Origin of the sequence: Citrobacter sp. wls714 (assembly GCF_005281025.1) — a bacterium.
Taxonomy (GTDB): Bacteria; Pseudomonadota; Gammaproteobacteria; order Enterobacterales; family Enterobacteriaceae; genus Citrobacter; species Citrobacter werkmanii.
The window spans coordinates 76,910-98,110 of sequence record NZ_SZWZ01000065.1; the positions used below are offsets into that span (position 1 = coordinate 76,910).

Below are 21,201 nucleotides of genomic sequence, written 5' to 3' on the forward strand. Positions count from 1 at the left end.
TGTACCCCACTATAACAATGATATTGAGGAGTCATGATGAGTGTATTAATCGCCCTGGCAGCGCTGGGCCTGCTGATGCTTGCAGCCTATCGCGGATATAGCGTCATCCTGTTTGCCCCCATCGCGGCATTAGGTGCTGTATTGCTCACCGAACCCAGCGCCGTCGGCCCTGCCTTCACCGGCCTGTTTATGGAAAAAATGGTCGGTTTTGTGAAGCTGTACTTCCCGGTGTTTTTGCTGGGAGCGGTGTTTGGCAAGTTAATCGAGTTATCTGGTTTTTCCCGCTCAATTGTTGCCGCCGCCATCAATATCCTCGGGCGGCGTCACGCCATCCCGGTGATCGTGCTGGTGTGCGCGCTGTTAACCTACGGCGGGGTATCGCTGTTCGTCGTGGCGTTTGCGGTGTATCCATTTGCGGCGGAGCTGTTCCGCCAGAGTAATATTCCTAAGCGCCTGATCCCGGCCACCGTCGCGCTGGGCGCGTTCTCCTTCACGATGGACGCCTTACCTGGCACGCCGCAGATCCAGAACATTATTCCGACCAGTTTCTTTGGGACTAACGCCTGGGCCGCACCGTGGCTGGGGCTGATAGGCTCACTGTTTATTATTTTCGTCGGTCTGGTTTATCTCGAACGTCAGCGTCGTAAAGCGCAGGCTAAGGATGAAGGCTATGGCACTGAACTGTTAAACGAGCCGGAAACGCCGGATAACATTAACCTGCCAAACCCGATAATCGCTATCTCTCCGCTGATTCTGGTTGGGGTGTTTAACCTGCTGTTTACCCGTTGGATCCCACAGTGGTATGGCGCAACACATCAACTGGAACTGCCAGGCCTTGCCAAACCGATTACCACCGAAGTCGGTAAAATCACCGCTATCTGGGCAGTGGAAGCGGCGCTGATTTCAGGGATCTTACTGGTGGTGCTGTTCGGCTATCGCAACATTAAAGGCCGCCTGGCGGAAGGCAGCAGAACGGCGGTTGGCGGCGCGATCCTCGCGGCCATGAATACCGCGTCGGAGTACGGTTTTGGGGCGGTGATCGCTGCCCTGCCGGGTTTCCTTGGTTTCCTTGTGTTGTCAAAAGCGCTGGCGGCGATCCCTGACCCGCTTCTTAACGAAGCCATCAGCATCACCACGCTGGCCGGGATCACCGGCTCGGCATCGGGTGGGATGAGTATTGCCCTTGCCGCCATGTCTGACACTTTTATTGCCGCTGCCCATGCCGCCAATATTCCACTCGAAGTCTTCCACCGCGTGGCGTCAATGGCCAGTGGCGGCATGGACACCCTGCCGCACAACGGCGCGGTCATTACCCTGCTGGCTATTACCGGTCTCAGCCATCGTCAGGCATATGGCGGGATTTTCGCCATCACCGTGATCAAAAGCCTAGCCGTGCTGTTTGTTATCGGCGTCTTCTACACCACCGGAATTGTTTAAGGAGAATCATCATGAACTTAACGGGAAAAACCGCCCTGGTTACCGGCTCGACCAGCGGTATTGGATTAGGCATCGCTCAGGTGCTGGCACAAGCGGGCGCTACGTTGATCCTCAACGGGTTTGGTGATGTTGAAGCCGCCAAAGACGCCGTGGCGCAGCATGGCAAAACGCCAGGCTACCACGGCGCGGACCTGAGCGATGAGGCGCAAATTGCTGACATGATGCGCTATGCCGCAAGCGAATTTGGCGGCGTGGATATTCTGGTCAACAACGCCGGGATCCAGCATGTGTCTCCGGTAGAAACCTTCCCGGTTGAAAAATGGAATGCGATTATTGCTATTAACCTCTCCTCCGTTTTTCACACTACGCGGCTGGCGCTGCCGGGTATGCGCGCACGAAACTGGGGACGCATCATTAATATCGCCTCGGTTCACGGCCTGGTGGCTTCTAAAGAGAAATCCGCGTATGTGGCAGCCAAGCACGGCGTGGTGGGATTAACCAAGACCATTGCGCTGGAAACCGCGCAGACGGGCATTACCTGCAATGCGCTGTGCCCCGGTTGGGTGCTCACACCGTTGGTCCAGCAGCAGATTGATAAACGTATTGCCGAAGGCGCGGCGCCTGACGTCGCACGTGACGCCCTGCTGGCGGAAAAGCAACCGTCGCGTGAATTTGTCACACCGGAGCAATTAGGGGAACTCGCGTTATTTTTATGTTCAGACGGTGCGGCACAGGTGCGCGGCGTTGCGTGGAATATGGATGGCGGCTGGGTGGCGCAATAACATCATCGGGTGCCGGATAAGACGTAGTCGCATCCGGCACGCCACGATTAAGACTTCAGCTGATAATCCAGTGTAATTTCCGCGTTCAGTACCTGCGAAACAGGGCATCCGGCTTTCGCTTTCTGGATGATGCCGTCAAACGTGGCGGCGTCTATCCCCGGAACGCTTACTTCACTGTGCAGCGCTACTTTGGTTATCGCAAAACCCGCATCCACCTTATCCAGAGAAACATCGGCAGTGGTATCAATGGCATCTGGCGTAAAGCCCGCTTCACCCAGCATTAACGAAAGCGCCATTGAGAAGCAAGCCGCATGAGCCGCGCCAATCAACTCTTCAGGATTGGTGCCTTTTACCCCTTCAAACCGGGTATTAAACCCATACGGTTGCTGATTCAGCACGCCGCTTTCAGTCGATACGGTACCTTTACCGCGCTTAATGTCGCCTTCCCAGTGTGCCTGACCTTTCTTATGGATAGTCATTACCGTTCTCCTGTGTTGTCGTTGAAGTTACAAGTATAGGACGCCTGAGAAAATGCATGACACATACGGGATAGTTCTGCATTTACCGCTTAAGCATTGACCTTTCAGATAAAATGACCGACCATCCTGAAAGCCGTTATTTTAAACATCGGCTTTCTATCAGGTTGTATTTCGTCCGTTTTTATACGGACTCGCCCTTGAAACCAGAAACAGGATTAAGGAGTTAGAATGAAATCGAACCGCCAGGCCCGTCATATTCTTGGACTGGACCACAAAATCTCAAACCAACGTAAAGTCGTGACCGAAGGTGACAAAACCAGTGTGGTCAACAATCCTACCGGAAGAAAGCGCCGCGCTGACGGCAAATAGCCTTTCGCTGGTCTGACTGAATAACGAGATAAACACCATTGCAACCGCAGTGGTGTTTTTGCTTATAAAACCCCTTAACCCATTCACAATGCTTTATACTTCGCCCGTTTCCCTGGCGGACAGGCCACACTCGATCATAAAGAACGCCAGGGACGGTTATTCAAAAAAGAGTGAGTGACATGGAAAACGAAACTAAAAAACTGCGTTCCCTTTACATCCCCTACGCTGGCCCGGTACTGCTGGAATTCCCTTTACTGAATAAAGGGAGCGCTTTCAGTGTGGAAGAACGCCGTAACTTCAACCTGCTGGGGTTACTGCCGGAAGTGGTCGAGACGATTGAAGAACAGGCTGAACGCGCCTGGATCCAATATCAGGGATTCAAAACCGAAATCGACAAGCATATTTACCTGCGCAACATCCAGGACACCAACGAAACCCTGTTTTACCGACTGGTGCATAATCACCTTGATGAGATGATGCCGGTTATCTATACCCCAACGGTAGGTGCTGCCTGTGAGCGTTTCTCTGAGATCTACCGTCGCGCGCGCGGCGTATTTATCTCTTATCAGAACCGCCACAATATGGACGATATCCTGCAGAACGTGCCTAACCACAATATCAAAGTCATCGTCGTTACCGACGGTGAACGTATTCTGGGCCTTGGCGACCAGGGGATCGGCGGGATGGGTATTCCGATCGGTAAGCTGTCGCTGTATACCGCGTGTGGTGGGATTAGTCCGGCCTACACCCTGCCGGTCGTTCTGGACGTCGGTACCAACAATCAGCAACTGCTGAACGATCCGCTGTATATGGGCTGGCGTAACCCGCGTATCACTGATGATGAATACTACGAATTTGTCGATGAATTTATCCAGGCTGTGAAGCATCGTTGGCCGGACGTACTGCTGCAGTTCGAAGACTTCGCACAGAAAAATGCGATGCCGTTGCTGAACCGCTATCGCGATGAAATTTGCTCATTTAACGACGATATTCAGGGCACCGCAGCCGTTACCGTTGGTACGCTCATTGCCGCCAGCCGCGCGGCGGGTAGCCAGTTAAGTGAACAGAATATCGTGTTCCTCGGGGCGGGCTCCGCCGGTTGCGGGATTGCCGAGCAGATCATCGCGCAAATCCAGCGTGAAGGTTTAAGCGAGGAAGCGGCGCGTCAACGCGTGTTTATGGTCGATCGCTTCGGCCTGTTAACCGACAAAATGCCGAACCTGCTCTCCTTCCAGACCAAACTGGTGCAAAAACGCGAAAACCTGCAGCACTGGGATACGCAAGAGGATGTGTTGTCGTTGCTCGACGTAGTGCGTAACGTTAAGCCGGACATCCTGATTGGAGTTTCCGGACAGACCGGCCTGTTTACCGAAGAGATCATCCGCGAAATGCACAAGCATTGTCCGCGCCCGATCGTCATGCCGCTGTCTAACCCGACTTCACGCGTGGAAGCTACGCCACAGGATATTATCGCCTGGACCGAAGGTAACGCACTGGTTGCGACCGGTAGTCCGTTCGCGCCGGTAGTGTGGAAGGAAAAAGTCTTTCCGATTGCCCAGTGTAACAACGCCTATATTTTCCCGGGTATCGGGCTGGGTGTTATTGCTTCTGGCGCATCGCGCATTACCGATGAAATGCTGATGTCAGCCAGTGAAACACTGGCGCAGTATTCTCCGCTGGTGTTGAACGGCGAAGGACTGGTGTTACCAGAACTGAAAGATATTCAGATCGTTTCCCGCGCGATTGCCTTTGCCGTGGGTAAAATGGCCCAGCAGCAAGGCGTGGCGGTGAAAACGTCCGCCGAAGCGCTGCAACAGGCGATTGACGATAATTTCTGGCAGGCGGAATATCGCGACTACCGTCGTACTTCTATTTGACGGTTTGCCCGGCAGCTGAGTCTGCCGGGCAATTTTAAGCGTTCGATGAACGAAATACTGTATGTAGATTACTGTTCTGAAAGTTCCAGCTCAGCGATAACCGGCAGGTGATCGCTCGCCGTAGACCACGTAAATTCGGGTGAGTTATGTGGAATTTCCAGATTTTTGACGTTCCACTTCTGCCCTTTAAACGTGAAAATATGGTCTATATCGATCGCAGGGTTAACGGCTGGCCAACTGCGCGTATCAATTCCTTCTTTCGTCACTTCATTGAAAAAGTAACGTATTTCTTTAAGTGGCTGCTCGTCCCGGGTCGAATTAAAGTCCCCTGCAAGGATTTTAATTGAGGAGGCGATATCCGGGAAATCTGATGTCGCGTCGCCAATGCTGATATCTAACAGATAGCGGGCTTGTTCCGTACGCATGGTGGGATCTTTTTGCCAGTCGAGATGAGTCACCATAATGATGGGAGCAGAATCAAACCCAGGAACGTCAACCTGCGCCAGTAACGCCACGCGTTGTTCAGCATTACCCGACGGTAATTTTACCACCTGCGTATGCAATATTTTATATTTGGAAAGCAGTCCTAACCCGTACTCACCGCCATCAAAATCGAGTGCTTTACCGAAGGCGTAATACAGTTTATTGGCATCAGCGATTTTTTTGAGTTGATCAATCTTTTGACTGCGCCCTGTTTTATTATCAACCTCTGGTACAGCAATAATATCTGCATCTATTCTTTTAATGGCCGAATTAAGTGCCGTAAAATCCGCCACATCAGCAGATGCTTCATTTTTACCAATGTTATAGGTGGCAATCTTTAAATGCGGTTTATTCTGCGTGTAAATTTTGTCAGGAACACCACCTTTTTGCACTTTAAGTATCTCATTACCCGCTAGTTTTTCACTTGCTTGTGCATTTGCAAATAAACATCCCAGCGCAATCATCGTCAATGTAATTGTTTTTTTCATGTCATCTATTCTCCAAATAATAAAATAGTGCGCGATAGGATACCGGAGAATATTGATCGTTATTGTGATCATTAACTCAAGCTTTCAACGCGAAGAAAATTAACTTTTGCATGATTTATTTGTCTTGTAATCTGCTGGGCGTTCAAAGCTTGCGCTACTGCGTATGTTGCGATTACACTTTCATCACCGATTAACATTCTGAAAAACAAAAGGAGGATACTTATGCTGTACTGTGAACGTTTTATCGTTTCACATGCTTTTGGCGATCGCCAGTGCTCAAGCGTTATCGGTATCGTGCTGCGATAACTTCTGCTTGAGCGAAGCTAACTTCTCAATCCCCTTCTCTCGGGCTTACCGGGTTATCGTCAGCGATGTTTGACGAGGCGTTTTTACGCCTGTAACTCTTGAGTAAGCAACAATGAGCACATTACTAACCGCACAATCCTTACACGTTGATACGGCATTCGGTACGCTATTCGACGATCTTTCTTTCACCCTGAAAAAAGGCGACCGCATCGGACTTATCGGTTACAACGGCTGCGGCAAAAGTACGCTGTTAAAACTACTCGATGGCACGATTTCACCCACCAGTGGGACAATTGCGCAGGCGAATCACTGTCATCTTGCGCGTGTGGAGCAACATTTACCTGACGATATACTGACGCTGACGTTGCAAGAGGCGGTGCTTGCTCAACTTCCCGAGCATGAACGCGCGAGCCAACAATGGCGAGTTGAAGCGTTGCTGGCCGAAATGGGTTTCACGCCGGAGAATTTATCTCTGACAGCACAAACGCTGAGCGGCGGACAACACACGCGTCTGTTATTAGCGCGGGCGCTGATGCGAAATCCAGACCTGCTACTGCTGGATGAGCCAGGTAACCACCTGGATTTGCCCACGTTACTGTGGCTGGAACAGTTCTTACAGAACTGGTCTGGTAGTTTTGTGGTGGTTTCCCATGACCCGCAGTTGCTGGATGCCGTGACTCACGGGACCTGGATCCTGCGCGATCGCACCCTGCATGCCTTCGATCTACCCTGTAGCGCGGCGCGTCAGGCTCTGGTAGACAGAGACACCAGCGATGCCTTGCGCCATAAGGCTGAACAAAAGGAGATCGACCGCGTCACCGCCAGCGCCAAACGGCTGGCGACCTGGGGGCGGGTCTACGACAACGAAGATCTTTCCCGTAAAGCCAAGCAGATGGAAAAACAGGTGCTGCGCCTGAAAGAGGTACAGACCGAAGTAACTTCGGGAAGTCAGTGGACACTAACATTGCAGGGTGATGCCCTGCGTGCGGATCGTTTGCTGGAGATGACTCATCTGTCTGTGGCCCCTGCTCCTGGCGCAGATTCGCTGTTTTCGATAGCCGGTATCCGCGTAAAAAGCGGCGATCGCGTGGCGATTGTCGGGCGCAATGGTTGTGGGAAATCATCGCTGTTAAGGCTTATCTGGCAACAGTTTCAGTCACAGCTGGCATCGCCTTCATTGGTGTTACATCCGCGCGTTACGCTGGGGTATTACGATCAGACGCTGCACCAACTCGCTGATGACGATTCGCTGTTTGACGCGCTGGAAGCGTTCGCTCCTCAGCCTGATATCCGCAAAATGGCGCTGATTAGCGCGGGCTTTCCATGGGTTCGTCACGCGCAGCGGGTCAGTACATTAAGCGGTGGTGAGCGCTCCCGGTTATTGTTTGTTGGACTGACTCTGGCGCGTTATAGCCTGCTGATGCTCGATGAACCGACCAACCATCTGGATATGGAAGGCAAAGAGGCGCTGGCTGAAACGCTGCAAAGCTATCACGGAGGCGTGCTGCTGGTAAGCCACGATCGCCAGCTTATCAGCAAAAGTTGTAACCGGTTCTGGTTTATTGATAACGGCGAACTCAGCGAATGGCACGATCTGGACGCGATCAACGCGCGAATTCGGGAAACATCTGCTGAGATACCTGTCCCGAAAACGGTGGTCGAAGCGAGAAATGAAATAAGCTGCGACAGTGATGCGTTACTGGAACAACTTCTCGAACTGGAGCAGCGGCTGGCCGACGATCTCGCTCGTAAGCCGAAGCATCAAAAACCGCTGTTACAGGCACAATGGCGTAAGGAGATTGCGCGGCTGAACTCACAACTGGAGTAAACCGCATTGCCGGATGGCGGCCTACATCAGCAAAATGTGCGTGTAGGCCCGTCATCCGGCAATTCTTGCGTGACGCTTTCCAAATATTCCCCTTCTCCCTTTTTCTTTGTGCACATTCGCCGCAAAATTTAAAACATCGCAATCCTGGTGTTGCGCTTAAAGGAACATTAATGGTAATGTTCCTCTTGAAGGAACAAGGAAGATATGGATGATCATGAACTTCAGACACAAAGGATTGCGTGACTTGTTTCTTCATGGGCGAACATCAGGCGTTATGGCGAAGCATGTCCGACGATTACGACACAGACTTGCTGTTATTGATGCGGCAAGTAAGGTTACAGATATCAATATGCCCGGTTATAAGCTTCATTCTCTTATAGGCGAGCGTGATGGAGTTTGGGCAATTTCTGTTTCAGGTAACTGGCGTATTACGTTTGAATTCGTCAATGGCGACGCGTACATACTGGACTACGAGGACTATCATTGATGAAAATGGCAAATCATCCCCGCCCTGGGGATATCATTCAGGAAGCACTGGACGAACTCAATGTCAGTCTGCGCGAATTTGCCAGGGCGATGGAGATTGCACCTTCGACGGCAAGCCGACTATTAGCCGGGAAAGCGGCCCTCACGCCTGAGATGGCGATCAAACTCTCTGTCGTAATTGGTAGTTCACCCGAAATGTGGTTAAACCTGCAAAATACCTGGAGCCTGGCAGAGGCCCAAAAAAACGTGGATACTTCACGCCTGCGCAAACTGGCAGTGCAGTGATAAAAGTTGAATGCCGGATAAACTTTTGCCATCCGGCATGCCATTTATTACTTTGGTTTTTTCTCTTTCCAGGCATCCCAGGCCTGTTTGATCTCTTGCTTAGCCGTGGCGGCGTCGTTGAAACCGTTTAATTCGACCTTCTTGCGCCCTTCCGGCAGATCTTTGTACACGCGGAAGAAAGATTCCAGGCGTTGCACTTCAATCTTGGGCAGATCGCTCAGCTCTTTGATGCCATCATAAGTCGGGTCAATTTTACTGGCCGGAACGGCGACAATTTTGTCGTCCTTTTCTCCGCCGTCGATCATCTTCAGCACGCCAATGGCGCGCAGCTTAATCAATGTTCCAGGGGCCAACGGCGCACGGGTATAAAAGATGACGTCCAGCGGGTCGCCGTCACCGGCTAAAGACTGGGTTAGTGAACCGTAGTTGGCGGGATAAGCAACCGGCATAGACTGGAAACGGTCAGCAACGATAAAACCAGTTTTGGCGTCGGTTTCATATTTAATCATTCCACCTGCCGGAATTTCAGTTACGGCATAAAACTCTTCCGGGTTATTTTCCGGCTGAGGAAATTCGAGGATGTTCTGCGCCTGAGCGGACGCACAAAGAAACACGCTAACTGCGAGTAATTTTTTCACCAGATGCATTGTCTTTTAACTCTTCTATTATTGGAAAGACAATAACCTTACGTTTAGCAGATGACAGTAACATGACGTTTTTTTGGCAAAAAAATGGCGCTACCGATGTAGCGCCATTACGTGGAGAACGTCTGGGATTAATTAACCCCTTCCTCGCTCTCTTTTTTCGCTTCTTGTCTTTCGACTTCGCGATACCAACGCGGGTGGTGCTTCTTCGCCCAGCGACGGCTCACTTTCCCTTCGACCATGCCTTTAATCGAGCCTTTCACCCAGAATGCCATATACATATGAATGAGGATGGCGTGCATCAGGATAATGCCCGCCGCAGCATGGATCAGCAGGCTGTAACGCACGACCTGCATCGGGAAGAACTGCGCAAAGTACGGACGCCAGATAATAATGCCGGTAATCAGCAGCACGAAAATCATGCTCATGATCGACCAGAACATCATTTTCTGTCCGGCGTTGTACTTGCCCACATCCGCCACTTTATGTTCATTGCCTTTCAGCACTTCCACAATGTTTTTCAGCCACGGGATATCTTTTTTATCCGGGATATTGTGGTGAACAAAGCGTACAAACATGAACATTAATGCCACGAAGATCAGCAGTCCGAAGAACGGGTGTAAAATACGCCCCATCTGCGGTGTACCGAAAGTCTGCGTCAGCCATTGCAGAGTCGGGAAGAAAAAGGAAATTCCCGACAGCGCCACCAGGAAGAAGCAGATCACCACCGTCCAGTGACAGGCGCGGTCGATAAACTTCGTGCGCACAATCATTTTCGACTTACTCATGATGATCCTCCTCGTCGTCCACTTCCTTATTCGGACCAATACCAACGTAGTGATAAATAAGTCCGGCGAAGGTGGCGATAAATCCGGCAGCAGCCAGCGGTTTCAGCGCCCCTTTCCACAGATTGATAGAGGTATCGATCTGCGGTTCTTTCGGCAGGCCGTGGTACAGCTCCGGCTGGTTGGCATGGTGCAGAACGTACATCACATGCGTTCCCCCAACACCTTCCGGGTTGTAGAGACCGGCGTGTTCATAACCGCGTGCTTTCAGTTTGGCCACCCGCTGTTCGCCCATTTCCAGCATTTCCTGCTTAGTGCCGAAATGTATTGCCCCGGTCGGACAAGTCTTGACGCAGGCAGGTTCCTGCCCGACGCTGACGCGGTCCACACACAGCGTACATTTATACACGCGGTTATCCTCTTTATTGAGGCGCGGAATATTAAATGGACACCCGGCAATACAGTAGCCACAGCCAATGCAGTGCTCTGACTGGAAATCGACAATCCCGTTGGCGTACTGAATAATCGCCCCGGCAGACGGGCACGCCTTCAGGCAGCCCGGATCTTCACAGTGCATACAGCCGTCTTTACGAATTAGCCACTCCAGCTTGCCGTTCTGTTCGGTTTCGCTAAATCGCATTACCGTCCAGGATTTGGCGCTGAGATCGGCAGGGTTGTCATACACCCCGACGCAATGGCCGACTTCATCGCGGATATCGTTCCACTCTGAACATGCCACCTGGCAGGCCTTACAGCCTATACAGGTGGACACATCGATCAGTTTCGCGACCTCTGCTTTGTAATCACGGGCCTGAGGCGGCGGCGTGATGGAGTTTGTTGCGGACCGTTTGATGATGTCCTGCGTTTCCATAGACATATATTCGCCCCCTTACGCCTTCTCGATGTTAACTAAAAACGCTTTGTATTCCGGCGTTTGCGAGTTTGCATCACCGACATTCGGCGTCAGGGTGTTGGCGATAAAGCCTTTACGCGCGACTCCTTCAAAGCCCCAGTGGATCGGGATCCCAACCGTTTCGACCTGCTGACCGTTGACGTTCAGAGTACGCAAACGACGTGTCACCACCGCAACTGCGCGAATAAATCCACGTTTGCTGCTGACTTTCACGTGATCGCCGTTATTAATACCTTTCGCTGCCGCCAGCGTTTCGCTGATTTCCACAAACTGTTCTGGTTGGGCAATCGCATTCAGCAATGCGTGCTTGGTCCAGGTATGGAAGTGTTCGGTCAGACGATAAGTCGTCCCAACGTACGGGAAATCCTGTTTGGTGCCCATGCGTAGCTTATCCGCCTCGTACAGACGGGCTGCCGGGTTGGAGATTACGTTCGGGTGCAGCGGATTTGTACCCAGCGGCGTTTCCATCGGCTCGTAGTGTTCCGGGAACGGCCCTTCCGCCATCTTATCAATGGCGAACAGACGTCCCAGACCTTCCGGTTGCATGATAAACGGATTGGTGCCGCTGCCTGGTGCCGCGGTGTTGAAGTCCGGGATGTCATTCCCCGTCCATTTCGTACCGTTCCACTGGATCAGCATGCGTTTTGGATCCCACGGTTTACCCTGCGGATCCGCTGACGCGCGGTTATACAGAACGCGACGGTTCAGTGGCCATGCCCATGCCCAACCCAACGTATTACCCAGCCCTGACGGGTCGGAGTTATCGCGGTTGGCCATCTGATTGCCCTGCTCGGTCCAGCTCCCGGTATAAATCCAGCAGGAAGATGACGTAGTACCATCATCACGCAGCAGCGCAAAGCTATTAAGCAACTGGCCTTTCTTCGCAATCAGCACACCGTTGGCATCATAGAGATCTTCCAGCGCGTAGCCGTTGTTCTCTTTCGCCACTTCCTCTGAATGTGGTTCGTCCGGCTGCTTATAGTTCCAGCTCATTTTCAGTACAGGTTCTGCGGCTTTACCGCCCTCGGTGCGATACATATCGCGCAGACGGTGGTATATACCGGCCAGAATTTCGCCGTCGTTACGGGCTTCGCCCGGCGCGTCCTGACCTTTCCAGTGCCACTGCAACCAGCGACCGGAGTTGGCAATTGAACCGTCCTCTTCCGCAAAGCAGGTTGACGGCAAACGGAAGACTTCGGTCTGGATAGATGCCGGATCAACGTCGTTTGATTCGCCGTGGTTTTGCCAGAACGTTGAAGTTTCTGTCACCAGCGGATCGATAACGACCAGATACTTCAGTTTGCTCAGGGACTGCACCACTTTGTTTTTGTCCGGGAAGGACGCAACCGGGTTAAAGCCCTGACAGATGTAACCGGTGACTTTTCCGCTGTCCATCATGTTGAAGTACTTGATCACGTCGTAGGACTGATCCCACTTCGGCAACCACTCAAAGCCCCAGTCATTCTCTTTCTGCGCCGCATTGCCGTAGAAGGATTTCATCAGGCTAACGAAAAACTTCGGATAGTTGCCCCAGTAGTTAACCTGATCGGCCAACGTCGCTTTTGGCGTGTTCGCAGCCAGATAGGTTTGCAGATCTGTCTGTTTCTCTGACGGTAGCGTCAGGTAGCCCGGCAGGCTGGTAGAGAGCAGACCTAAGTCGGTTAACCCCTGAATGTTGGAGTGACCGCGCAAGGCGTTGACACCACCACCGGCCATCCCCATATTGCCGAGCAGCAGCTGGATCATCGCCATGGTGCGGATGTTTTGCGCCCCGACGGTATGCTGCGTCCAGCCCAGCGCATACAGGAAGGTGGTGGTACGATCGGCTGCGCTGGTGGAAGCCAGCACTTCGCAGACTTTCAGGAAGTCTTCTTTCGGCGTACCACAAATGTTTTCCACCACATCCGGCGTGTAGCGGGAAACGTGCTGTTTCAGCAGGTTCCACACGCAGCGCGGATGGCTTAATGTCTCATCGCGTTTGGCGTAGCCGTTTTCATCGAACTGATAGTTCCAGGACGATTTATCGTACTGGCGCTTTTCCGCATCGTAGCCGCTGAACAGGCCGTCTTCGAACGTAAAGTCTTCCCGCACCAGCAGGCTGGCGTTGGTGTAATGCTTAACGTATTCAGCGTTGATTTTGTTGTTTTCAATCAGGTACAGCAAAACGCCGGACAGGAACGTAATGTCCGTGCCGGAACGGATCGGTGCGTAAATATCCGCCACCGAGGCTGTACGTGTAAAACGAGGGTCAACAACAATCAGCGTGGCGTCATTGTTGTTTTTAGCTTCCATCGCCCAGCGGAATCCCACCGGATGTGCTTCAGCGGCGTTACCGCCCATCACCATCACGACGTTAGCATTTTTAATATCAACCCAGTGGTTGGTCATCGCACCGCGACCAAATGTTGGAGCAAGACTTGCTACCGTTGGTCCGTGTCAAACGCGCGCCTGGTTGTCTACTGCCAGCATGCCGAGTGAGCGCACAAATTTTTGCGTCAGCATGCCGGTTTCATTACTGGCTGCAGATGCACACAGCATCCCGGTGGAAAGCCAGCGGTTAACCGTTACGCCCTGCTCATTTTTCTCAATAAAGTTGGCGTCACGGTCAGTTTTCATCAGCTTCGCGATGCGGGAGAAAGCTTCATCCCAGCTGATACGCTGCCATTTGTCGGAACCTGGAGCGCGATATTCCGGGTAACGCAGACGGTTTTCACTGTGTACGTAATCCAGTAATCCTGCGCCCTTAGGACATAACGCCCCTCGGCTCACCGGATGATCCGGATCCCCTTCAATATGGTAAATCGACTCTTTGGCGTTTTTTGCTCCATCACCCAGGCTATACATTAATAGCCCGCAACCTACGGAACAGTATGTGCAGGTGTTTCGGATCTCTTTGGCGCGTAATAACTTATAGTTTCGCGCCTGAGCCAGTGCCATTTTGGGTGCAAAACCCAGAGCGGCTACTGTTGTTCCCGCCATACCGCCCGCGCAGATTTTAAAAAATTGTCTGCGGCTGACGTCCATTGCTTTCCTCTTTTTTGCAGGGATTCGTACAAGAAATCTCTCAAAGCGCGTAATCGAGGCAGCCTGAAAGATGACATGTACAACTTCGCGACGAAACTATCAGCTATATCCATATTTTTTTTGCGTCAAATCAAAAACGAAACGGTTCCGCTACTAAATAGTGCACTTTGTTTAACCCTTATACCCATAAGGAGGTATGTAAAAGGTAATTAATTAGCGCGCTACGGTGTAAAAGTGCTATAAATTTCAGCTTATTTTTTGCCAGTGGCATGGACAGAGAAACAGAATGACAAAACAAAAAGCAACGTTAATTGGTCTGATTGCCATCGTACTCTGGAGCACGATGGTTGGACTTATTCGGGGAGTGAGTGAGGGACTGGGACCTGCTGGCGGCGCAGCGATGATTTTTTCATTAAGCGGCCTGTTGCTCATATTTACCGTCGGATTTCCAAATATCAGAAAAATTCCTGTTCGTTATTTAATCGCCGGTAGCGTGCTTTTTGTGAGCTATGAAATTTGTTTAGCGCTGGCCCTGGGTTATGCCGCTACCCGTCATCAGGCTATTGAAGTGGGGATGGTAAATTATCTTTGGCCAAGCCTGACGATATTGTTCGCCATATTATTTAATGGTCAAAAATCAACCTGGTTGGTCATTCCTGGATTAATTATCGCATTGACCGGCGTTTGTTGGGTACTGGGCGGTGAAAATGGTCTCAATCCAGGCGAAATTATCAGCAATGTTGCCAGTAGTCCACTCAGCTATTTTCTCGCCTTTCTGGGATCTTTTATCTGGGCCACATATTGCACAGTGACCAATAAATATGCAAAAGGCTTTAACGGCATCACGGTGTTCGTTTTACTGACCGCCGCAAGTCTGTGGATTTACTATTTTGTCACCCCACAGCCGGAGATGGTTTTCAGCACTCCGGTGACGATTAAGATGTTCACTGCAGCATTAACATTAGGATTTGCCTATGCTGCGTGGAATATTGGTATTTTGCACGGTAATGTCACCATTATGGCGGTAGGTTCTTATTTTACTCCCGTACTGTCCTCCGCGCTGGCTGCCGTGCTACTCAGCGCCCCGCTCTCACTTTCTTTTTGGCAAGGCGCGCTGATGGTCTGCGCTGGCTCACTGCTCTGCTGGGTGGCAACTCGCCGCGCCTGAAAAAAACCGGGTTTTATCACAAACAAATAAAATCCGGCTATACTTTAGCCAGACTGATGGATAATTATGCTCACTGCACTTGTGTTTTATGTTTATATTTGTTTAATTAAATGTTAAATATATGATTATTAGTTAACGCGCGAAAGTATTTCATGTTTATCTATAACCCTCCGCATGTATATATTATACAAGCGAAACTAACGCCATTTAAATCATAGTTGCCATAATAGTCCCCTGCGTAAATATATCTAATCAGATTTGTCACATATTAAGATTAATACAATCAGCTGTATTATGTAGATCTGGATCACACAACTTCAAATATTTCGCAATATTATGAAACTTATTATTGAACTTATACCACTGCGTCATTTAAAAATGGTTTGCCATTGACGAACCCCTTCGTTTAGCAATGGTTTAGGAAACACACCAAGAAAAAATTATAAGGATTATTTAGAATGAAACTTAAATTAGTTGCAGTGGCAGTGACTAGCCTGTTGGCGGCAGGTGCAGTAAACGCAGCAGAGGTATATAACAAAGACTCCAACAAACTGGATATCTACGGTAAAGTTCACGCTCAGCATTATTTCTCTGATGACACCAGCAGCGATGGCGACAAAACCTACGCACGTCTGGGCTTCAAAGGCGAAACTCAGATCAATGACCAGCTGGTTGGTTTTGGTCAGTGGGAATATGAATTCAAAGGCAACCGTTCTGAAGATCAGGGTTCCGAAGCAGACAAAACCCGTCTGGCATTCGCTGGCCTGAAATTCGCTGAATACGGTTCTTTCGACTACGGTCGTAACTACGGCGTAGCTTACGACATCGGCGCATGGACCGACGTTCTGCCAGAGTTCGGTGGCGATACCTGGACCCAGACTGACGTATTCATGACCCAGCGTGCTACCGGCGTTGCAACCTACCGTAACACCGATTTCTTCGGTCTGGTTGAAGGTCTGAACTTTGCTGCTCAGTATCAGGGCAAAAACGATCGTAACAATGAAGTAGAAGCAAACGGCGACGGTTTCGGTCTGTCTACTACCTATGAGTACGAAGGCTTTGGCGTAGGTGCTACCTATGCGAAATCTGACCGTACCGACCGTCAGGTGCGCAACGGTACCAACGGTCTGTATGCTTCTGGCCAGAATGCAGAAGTGTGGGCTGCTGGTCTGAAATATGATGCGAACAACATCTACCTGGCGACCACCTACTCCGAAACTCGCAACATGACCACCTTCGGTAAAATCGACGGTATTGCTAACAAAGCTCAGAACTTTGAAGCTGTTGCTCAGTACCAGTTCGACTTCGGTCTGCGTCCGTCCATTGCATACCTGAAATCCAAAGGTAAAGATCTGGGTGCTTACGGCGACCAGGATCTGGTTGAGTATGTAGACGTGGGTGCTACCTACTACTTCAACAAAAACATGTCCACCTTCGTTGATTACAAAATCAACCTGCTGGATGACACCAACTTCACTAAAAATGTTGCGCAGATCAGCACTGACAACATCGTTGCTGTTGGTCTGAACTACCAGTTCTAATTTTGTTGTAGTTTGAATACAAAGCCAGTCCTTTCAGGGCTGGCTTTTTCTCTTGATGTAGACTCGGTCATAAGGAGTATGCCGTGCAGACGTTCACTGGTCGTTGTCTTTGCGGACAGAGCCATTTTACCGTTGACGTCGAAATGCTGGATGTCTACGCCTGCCACTGTACGTTGTGTCAGAAATGGTCGGGTGGCATCGCTATGTATCTGGAGGCCAGCGCTCATCCGCAGATGTCGCCGGATTCAGCCCAACCCTCGCACTTTCCTTCTTCAAATCGTGGTGAACGTTTCTTCTGTTCCGGCTGTGGGTGCCCGCTGTGGTTTACCCTGACGGGTAGCGAACGCTATTTTGTGCCGTGGACGCTACTGGAACTTAACGAGGTAGATCGCCGCCGCCTGGTGTTAGCGGCAGAGATCTATACGGAAACTCAACCTGCATTCTGGAGACTGACGGGGCAATACGCTCGCTTGAGTGGAAAAGAAGTCGAAGAGATGGATTACCCCTGTCATTTAGCCCACTAGTTATTGACGCTGTATCTTTGCCAGACTGAACCACATCCCTATCGCTAATACGATAAGCATACTGCCAGCGCTGCTTAAGGCCACGCTATGTGACCAGGTAAAGGCTTCTCTGGCAGCCGCCAGCAATGCCTCACTCAGCGACGACGGGAGCGAATGCGCCAGTTGTACCGCTTCACCCATTGATGATGAGGCGCGCTCTATCTCCTGCGGATTGAGTCCGGCTGGCGGCAGAATTGAGGCAGAAAAGCTACGGCTCAACAGTAAGCCAAAGATAGCGATGCCAAGCCCGGCGCCAAGTTCATAAGCCATCGTCTCAATGGCGCCAGCCGCTGCCGCTTTTTCTGCCGGTGCTGCTGCCATGATTGCCGCAGTTGAGGCCAAAAGCGCACTTGCCGCACTGAATCCGAGCAAGGCCATCAATATCCACGCTTGTATTTGCTGCGTACTGAAATCCGTCATCGCCAGACCGTAAAAACTGACGGCGCTGAGCGCCATACCCGCCGTTGCCACACAACGTAACCCCAGACGTGACACCAACATGCCGGCAATGGGTCCACTGAAACCGCTTGCCAGCATCACCGGCAGCATAAACAGACCAGCCTGATACGGCGTCAAACCGTGGACAAACTGGAGCTCCTGAGCCATTAGCAATTCGAAACCAACCAGCGTAATCATCGCGGTCATCGCCATTACTACGCCGCTTAAGATAATGCGATGCGTGAACAGCCGCATATCAATCATTGGCCGGGAAGCCGCTAGCTGGATACGGACAAACTGCCCCAACAGCAATGCTCCGGCTAACAATGTCAGCACGATGGCAGTGGTCGCCATATGACCTTTCAGTGCGGTTTTGGCGCTATAGACCAGCAGCAGAATAGCGACAATCAGCATTATCGCATGACCGAAATTTAACGATTGATCGCGACGTCCAGCCTGGCGCGGCACGAAACGAGCCGTCAATGCCATTACCACCACAACAATAGGCACATTGATTAAGAACACGGATCCCCAATAGAAGTGCTCCAGCAGTATGCCGCCCACTAATGGCCCAAACGCCGCGCCGCCGGACCCAACGGCGGCCCAGACGCCGAGCGCCATATTGCGATGACGCTGCTCGGCAAAGGTGGCACGAATACCCGCCAGCGTAGCCGGAACAATCATCGCCGCCCCGATCGCCAATACCGCCCGCGTGGCAATCAGCCAACCGGCGCTGTGGGCAAAAGCGGCGGCCAGCGATGCCAGACCAAATAAGCCCCCGCCCAACAGCAGCAGACGTTTAAAACCGATGCGATCGCCCAATGCCCCCATTGGCAACACCATGCCGGCCATTACCAGGGAATAAATATCAATAATCCACAGCAGCTCGTTACCACTGGCACCCAGCGTCATACTCAGCGTGGGCGCGGCAACGTGCAGCACCGTTGCATCAATCGCAACAGGGATGTAGACCAGTACAATAATGACTAACGTTAACCACTGACGAAACATAAAACTCCCTAACGAAACCAAAACTGGACACATGTCCAGCTTTAGCGATCCTACGGAAAATTGAACATATGTCCAACTTTTTGTTAGACTGCGTGCTATTGAGATACAGGAGGAATGATGAGCTATCTGAATCGGGATGAACGTCGGGAAGTGATTCTGCAAGCGGCAATGCGCGTTGCGCTGGAAGAAGGGTTTACTGCCATGACCGTACGACGTATAGCGGCGGAAGCCCACGTGGCGACGGGCCAGGTGCATCATCACTTTACCTCTGCCGGTGAACTCAAGTCTCAGGCTTTTGTGCGCCTGATCCGTACCCTGCTTGATGCGGAACTGGTCAGTGAGGATGCCAGCTTCCGTGAGCGACTGCATGCCATGCTGGGCAGTGAAGATGGCGGCTTCGAACCCTATATTAAGCTGTGGCGTGAAGCGCAGGTTGTAGCCGGTAAAGATCCAGAAATCAAAAGCGCCTATCTGCTAACCATGCGGATGTGGCATGAGGAAACGGCCAATATCATCATTCAGGGACAGAAAGCCGGTGAGTTTTCATCCACCCCAGATGCCGCCGACGTCGCATGGCGTTTAATCGCACTGGTGTGCGGCCTGGATGGTATGTATATGTTGGGCATCGAGGAAATGGCCGATCCTGCTTTCGATCGCCACCTGGATCGTATGATTACGCTGGAGTTATTTAGTTGATGTTATAGATGAATAAACAATACCTCTTTTAAGTTTACAATTAGTAACACTTAACCAACATGTAATTCTCCCCTCATCCCGCGTTATTGCACTTTTTTATCTATTCTTTCAGTCAATATTCCCAAAACCTTTCAATAGTTTCTAAAAAGAAGCCGCGCGGCCTGTATGCGTTTATTTCTTTTTCATGAACGGCATGTGCATGGAGAATAATATGTCATCATCAAATGAGAAAAATAATCGTTATCTTTTGACTGACTGGAAACCAGAAAACCCCGCCTTTTGGGAAAATAAAGGCAAGCACATTGCCCGTAGAAATCTTTGGATATCAGTAAGTTGCCTTTTACTTGCCTTCTGCGTCTGGATGCTGTTTAGCGCCGTAGCCGTCAATCTGAATAAAATTGGTTTTAATTTCACCACCGATCAACTGTTTTTATTAACGGCATTACCCTCCCTTTCTGGGGCAATATTGCGCGTCCCCTACTCCTTTATGGTACCTATATTTGGCGGTCGCCGTTGGACCATTTTTAGCACGATTATTCTGGTTATTCCCTGCGTCTGGCTGGGATTTGCCGTGCAAAATACCGCTACTCCGTTTGGAGTATTTATTATTATTGCGCTGATGTGCGGTTTTGCTGGCGCTAACTTTGCCTCCAGCATGGGCAACATCAGCTTTTTCTTCCCCAAAGCAAAGCAAGGCAGTGCGTTGGGGGTTAACGGCGGCCTTGGCAACCTCGGCGTCAGCGTGATGCAGCTAATCGCGCCGCTGGTGATTTTTCTGCCCATATTTACCTTTTTGGGTATCCAGAGCGTACCGCAAGCTGACGGCTCATTACTGTCGCTGGCCAATGCCGCATGGATTTGGGTTCCACTTCTGCTGATAGCCACCCTGGCGGCAGGCATGGGAATGAATGATATTGCCAGTTCGAAGGCTTCTATTGCTTCCCAGCTACCGGTCCTCAAGCGTTTTCACTTGTGGCTGTTAAGCCTGCTGTATCTCGCGACTTTCGGGTCATTTATCGGCTTTTCGGCTGGTTTTGCCATGCTGGCGAAAACCCAATTTCCTGACGTGAATATTCTGCAACTGGCATTCTTCGGCCCCTTCATCGGCGCGCTTGCGCGATCGGCGGGCGGCGTTATCTCTGACAAGTTCGGCGGTGTACGCGTCACGTTAATTAACTTCATCTTTATGGCACTGTTCAGCGCCCTGCTGTTTCTTACTCTGCCGGGCTCAGGTGAAGGAAACTTTGTCGCCTTCTATCTGGTGTTTATGGGGCTGTTCCTGACCGCGGGTCTGGGAAGCGGGTCGACCTTCCAGATGATTGCGGTGATCTTTCGCAAAATCACGATTTACCGGGTGAAACTGCGCGGTGGCACAGAGGAACAGGCTCAGCGTGAAGCGGTAACCGACACCGCTGCAGCGCTTGGATTCATCTCTGCCATTGGCGCTGTGGGGGGCTTCTTCATCCCTAAAGCGTTTGGTTCATCCCTGGCGCTTACCGGCTCTCCGGTGGGGGCTATGAAAATATTTTTGGTGTTTTACATCGTCTGTGTGCTGGTGACCTGGCTGGTCTATGGCCGTAAATCACAAAAAAAATAAC

19 protein-coding genes are annotated in these 21,201 nt (G+C 51.1%); 12 read left to right on the top strand and 7 right to left on the bottom strand.

What is annotated here, in order from left to right; translation table 11 throughout:
- The first annotated feature begins 33 nt into the window (after positions 1-33).
- On the top strand, positions 34-1,437 hold the full coding sequence (locus tag FDX11_RS14590) for a GntP family permease (protein WP_212734566.1): 1,404 nt from the start codon (positions 34-36) through the stop codon (positions 1,435-1,437).
- Between the two features lie 11 nt (positions 1,438-1,448).
- A complete protein-coding gene (locus FDX11_RS14595) occupies positions 1,449-2,219 on the top strand; it encodes a 3-hydroxybutyrate dehydrogenase (RefSeq protein ID WP_042308370.1) in 771 nt (256 codons plus the stop codon).
- A 47-nt stretch (positions 2,220-2,266) separates the two neighbouring features.
- Here FDX11_RS14595 and osmC read toward each other — a convergent pair whose 3' ends face one another.
- A complete protein-coding gene (gene osmC, locus FDX11_RS14600; RefSeq protein WP_042308368.1) occupies positions 2,267-2,698 on the bottom strand; it encodes a peroxiredoxin OsmC in 432 nt (143 codons plus the stop codon).
- A gap of 228 nt (positions 2,699-2,926) precedes the next feature.
- Here osmC and sra point away from each other — a divergent pair, with 228 nt between their 5' ends.
- A complete protein-coding gene (sra, locus tag FDX11_RS14605) occupies positions 2,927-3,067 on the top strand; it encodes a stationary-phase-induced ribosome-associated protein (protein WP_038640628.1) in 141 nt (46 codons plus the stop codon).
- 179 nt (positions 3,068-3,246) lie between these two features.
- Complete coding sequence (maeA, locus tag FDX11_RS14610; protein WP_042308364.1) at positions 3,247-4,944, top strand: malate dehydrogenase; 1,698 nt, start codon at positions 3,247-3,249, stop codon at positions 4,942-4,944.
- Between the two features lie 68 nt (positions 4,945-5,012).
- On the opposite strand, the gene FDX11_RS14615 is transcribed toward maeA, so the two are convergent.
- Positions 5,013-5,915, bottom strand: a complete 903-nt coding sequence (locus FDX11_RS14615) for an endonuclease/exonuclease/phosphatase family protein (RefSeq protein ID WP_061381327.1) — start codon at positions 5,913-5,915, stop codon at positions 5,013-5,015.
- Between the two features lie 418 nt (positions 5,916-6,333).
- Between FDX11_RS14615 and FDX11_RS14620 the strand changes: the two genes are divergently transcribed.
- The 3 genes from FDX11_RS14620 to FDX11_RS14630 all read left to right on the top strand — a co-directional run bounded on the left by FDX11_RS14620 (position 6,334) and on the right by FDX11_RS14630 (position 8,820).
- Positions 6,334-8,049, top strand: a complete 1,716-nt coding sequence (locus tag FDX11_RS14620; protein ID WP_137398125.1) for an ABC-F family ATP-binding cassette domain-containing protein — start codon at positions 6,334-6,336, stop codon at positions 8,047-8,049.
- 208 nt (positions 8,050-8,257) lie between these two features.
- On the top strand, positions 8,258-8,536 hold the full coding sequence (locus FDX11_RS14625; protein WP_061381325.1) for a type II toxin-antitoxin system RelE/ParE family toxin: 279 nt from the start codon (positions 8,258-8,260) through the stop codon (positions 8,534-8,536).
- Positions 8,536-8,820, top strand: coding sequence for a HigA family addiction module antitoxin (locus tag FDX11_RS14630; RefSeq protein ID WP_061381324.1), 285 nt, complete (start codon positions 8,536-8,538; stop codon positions 8,818-8,820). The genes FDX11_RS14625 and FDX11_RS14630 overlap by 1 nt, the downstream gene beginning before the upstream one ends.
- Positions 8,821-8,867: 47 nt before the next feature.
- Here the strand turns inward: FDX11_RS14630 and FDX11_RS14635 are convergent, their stop codons facing one another.
- The 4 genes from FDX11_RS14635 to fdnG all read right to left on the bottom strand — a co-directional run bounded on the left by FDX11_RS14635 (position 8,868) and on the right by fdnG (position 14,186).
- A complete protein-coding gene (locus tag FDX11_RS14635; protein WP_061381323.1) occupies positions 8,868-9,467 on the bottom strand; it encodes an inorganic diphosphatase in 600 nt (199 codons plus the stop codon).
- A 128-nt stretch (positions 9,468-9,595) separates the two neighbouring features.
- On the bottom strand, positions 9,596-10,252 hold the full coding sequence (fdnI, locus tag FDX11_RS14640; protein ID WP_016153106.1) for a formate dehydrogenase-N subunit gamma: 657 nt from the start codon (positions 10,250-10,252) through the stop codon (positions 9,596-9,598).
- The gene (fdnH, locus tag FDX11_RS14645; protein ID WP_061381322.1) at positions 10,245-11,126 is read right to left on the bottom strand and encodes a formate dehydrogenase N subunit beta; all 882 of its coding nucleotides are present in this window, start codon (positions 11,124-11,126) and stop codon (positions 10,245-10,247) included. The genes fdnI and fdnH overlap by 8 nt, the downstream gene beginning before the upstream one ends.
- A 12-nt stretch (positions 11,127-11,138) precedes the next feature.
- Entirely contained in the window at positions 11,139-14,186 is a 3,048-nt protein-coding gene (gene fdnG / locus FDX11_RS14650) for a formate dehydrogenase-N subunit alpha (RefSeq protein WP_137371538.1), read from the bottom strand.
- Between the two features lie 286 nt (positions 14,187-14,472).
- On the opposite strand from fdnG, the gene yddG reads away from it, so the two are divergent.
- From yddG to FDX11_RS14665, 3 genes are all read left to right on the top strand, one after another.
- A complete protein-coding gene (gene yddG, locus FDX11_RS14655) occupies positions 14,473-15,354 on the top strand; it encodes an aromatic amino acid efflux DMT transporter YddG (RefSeq protein ID WP_137350220.1) in 882 nt (293 codons plus the stop codon).
- Positions 15,355-15,812: 458 nt separating this feature from the next.
- A complete protein-coding gene (ompD, locus tag FDX11_RS14660; RefSeq protein WP_137398126.1) occupies positions 15,813-16,895 on the top strand; it encodes a porin OmpD in 1,083 nt (360 codons plus the stop codon).
- Positions 16,896-17,038: 143 nt separating this feature from the next.
- On the top strand, positions 17,039-17,419 hold the full coding sequence (locus FDX11_RS14665; protein ID WP_087856632.1) for a GFA family protein: 381 nt from the start codon (positions 17,039-17,041) through the stop codon (positions 17,417-17,419).
- Here FDX11_RS14665 and FDX11_RS14670 read toward each other — a convergent pair whose 3' ends face one another.
- Positions 17,420-18,907 carry an MFS transporter gene (locus FDX11_RS14670; RefSeq protein ID WP_042308343.1) on the bottom strand — a complete coding sequence of 496 codons (1,488 nt, stop codon included), beginning with the start codon at positions 18,905-18,907 and terminating at the stop codon, positions 17,420-17,422. It abuts the gene before it with no gap.
- Between the two features lie 117 nt (positions 18,908-19,024).
- Here FDX11_RS14670 and FDX11_RS14675 point away from each other — a divergent pair, with 117 nt between their 5' ends.
- Both FDX11_RS14675 and FDX11_RS14680 read left to right on the top strand, forming a co-directional pair.
- Positions 19,025-19,603: a TetR family transcriptional regulator gene (locus FDX11_RS14675; RefSeq protein WP_042308341.1), complete on the top strand. Its 579-nt coding sequence runs from the start codon at positions 19,025-19,027 to the stop codon at positions 19,601-19,603.
- A 211-nt stretch (positions 19,604-19,814) separates the two neighbouring features.
- The gene (locus FDX11_RS14680; protein WP_042308339.1) at positions 19,815-21,200 is read left to right on the top strand and encodes a NarK family nitrate/nitrite MFS transporter; all 1,386 of its coding nucleotides are present in this window, start codon (positions 19,815-19,817) and stop codon (positions 21,198-21,200) included.
- Position 21,201: the final 1 nt, after the last annotated feature.

Excerpts from the sequence above, each read along its gene's own strand:
- FDX11_RS14590 (WP_212734566.1), top strand. The coding sequence starts at position 34 with ATGATGAGTGTATTAATCGCCCTGGCAGCGCTGGGCCTGCTGATGCTT.
- FDX11_RS14595 (WP_042308370.1), top strand. The coding sequence starts at position 1,449 with ATGAACTTAACGGGAAAAACCGCCCTGGTTACCGGCTCGACCAGCGGT.
- FDX11_RS14635 (WP_061381323.1), bottom strand. The coding sequence starts at position 9,467 with ATGCATCTGGTGAAAAAATTACTCGCAGTTAGCGTGTTTCTTTGTGCG.
- FDX11_RS14615 (WP_061381327.1), bottom strand. The coding sequence starts at position 5,915 with ATGAAAAAAACAATTACATTGACGATGATTGCGCTGGGATGTTTATTT.
- FDX11_RS14625 (WP_061381325.1), top strand. The coding sequence starts at position 8,258 with ATGATCATGAACTTCAGACACAAAGGATTGCGTGACTTGTTTCTTCAT.
- osmC (WP_042308368.1), bottom strand. The coding sequence starts at position 2,698 with ATGACTATCCATAAGAAAGGTCAGGCACACTGGGAAGGCGACATTAAG.
- fdnI (WP_016153106.1), bottom strand. The coding sequence starts at position 10,252 with ATGAGTAAGTCGAAAATGATTGTGCGCACGAAGTTTATCGACCGCGCC.
- FDX11_RS14630 (WP_061381324.1), top strand. The coding sequence starts at position 8,536 with ATGAAAATGGCAAATCATCCCCGCCCTGGGGATATCATTCAGGAAGCA.
- FDX11_RS14670 (WP_042308343.1), bottom strand. The coding sequence starts at position 18,907 with ATGTTTCGTCAGTGGTTAACGTTAGTCATTATTGTACTGGTCTACATC.
- maeA (WP_042308364.1), top strand. The coding sequence starts at position 3,247 with ATGGAAAACGAAACTAAAAAACTGCGTTCCCTTTACATCCCCTACGCT.
- yddG (WP_137350220.1), top strand. The coding sequence starts at position 14,473 with ATGACAAAACAAAAAGCAACGTTAATTGGTCTGATTGCCATCGTACTC.
- sra (WP_038640628.1), top strand. The coding sequence starts at position 2,927 with ATGAAATCGAACCGCCAGGCCCGTCATATTCTTGGACTGGACCACAAA.
- FDX11_RS14665 (WP_087856632.1), top strand. The coding sequence starts at position 17,039 with ATGCTGGATGTCTACGCCTGCCACTGTACGTTGTGTCAGAAATGGTCG.
- FDX11_RS14620 (WP_137398125.1), top strand. The coding sequence starts at position 6,334 with ATGAGCACATTACTAACCGCACAATCCTTACACGTTGATACGGCATTC.
- fdnH (WP_061381322.1), bottom strand. The coding sequence starts at position 11,126 with ATGTCTATGGAAACGCAGGACATCATCAAACGGTCCGCAACAAACTCC.
- FDX11_RS14680 (WP_042308339.1), top strand. The coding sequence starts at position 19,815 with ATGTCATCATCAAATGAGAAAAATAATCGTTATCTTTTGACTGACTGG.
- FDX11_RS14675 (WP_042308341.1), top strand. The coding sequence starts at position 19,025 with ATGAGCTATCTGAATCGGGATGAACGTCGGGAAGTGATTCTGCAAGCG.
- ompD (WP_137398126.1), top strand. The coding sequence starts at position 15,813 with ATGAAACTTAAATTAGTTGCAGTGGCAGTGACTAGCCTGTTGGCGGCA.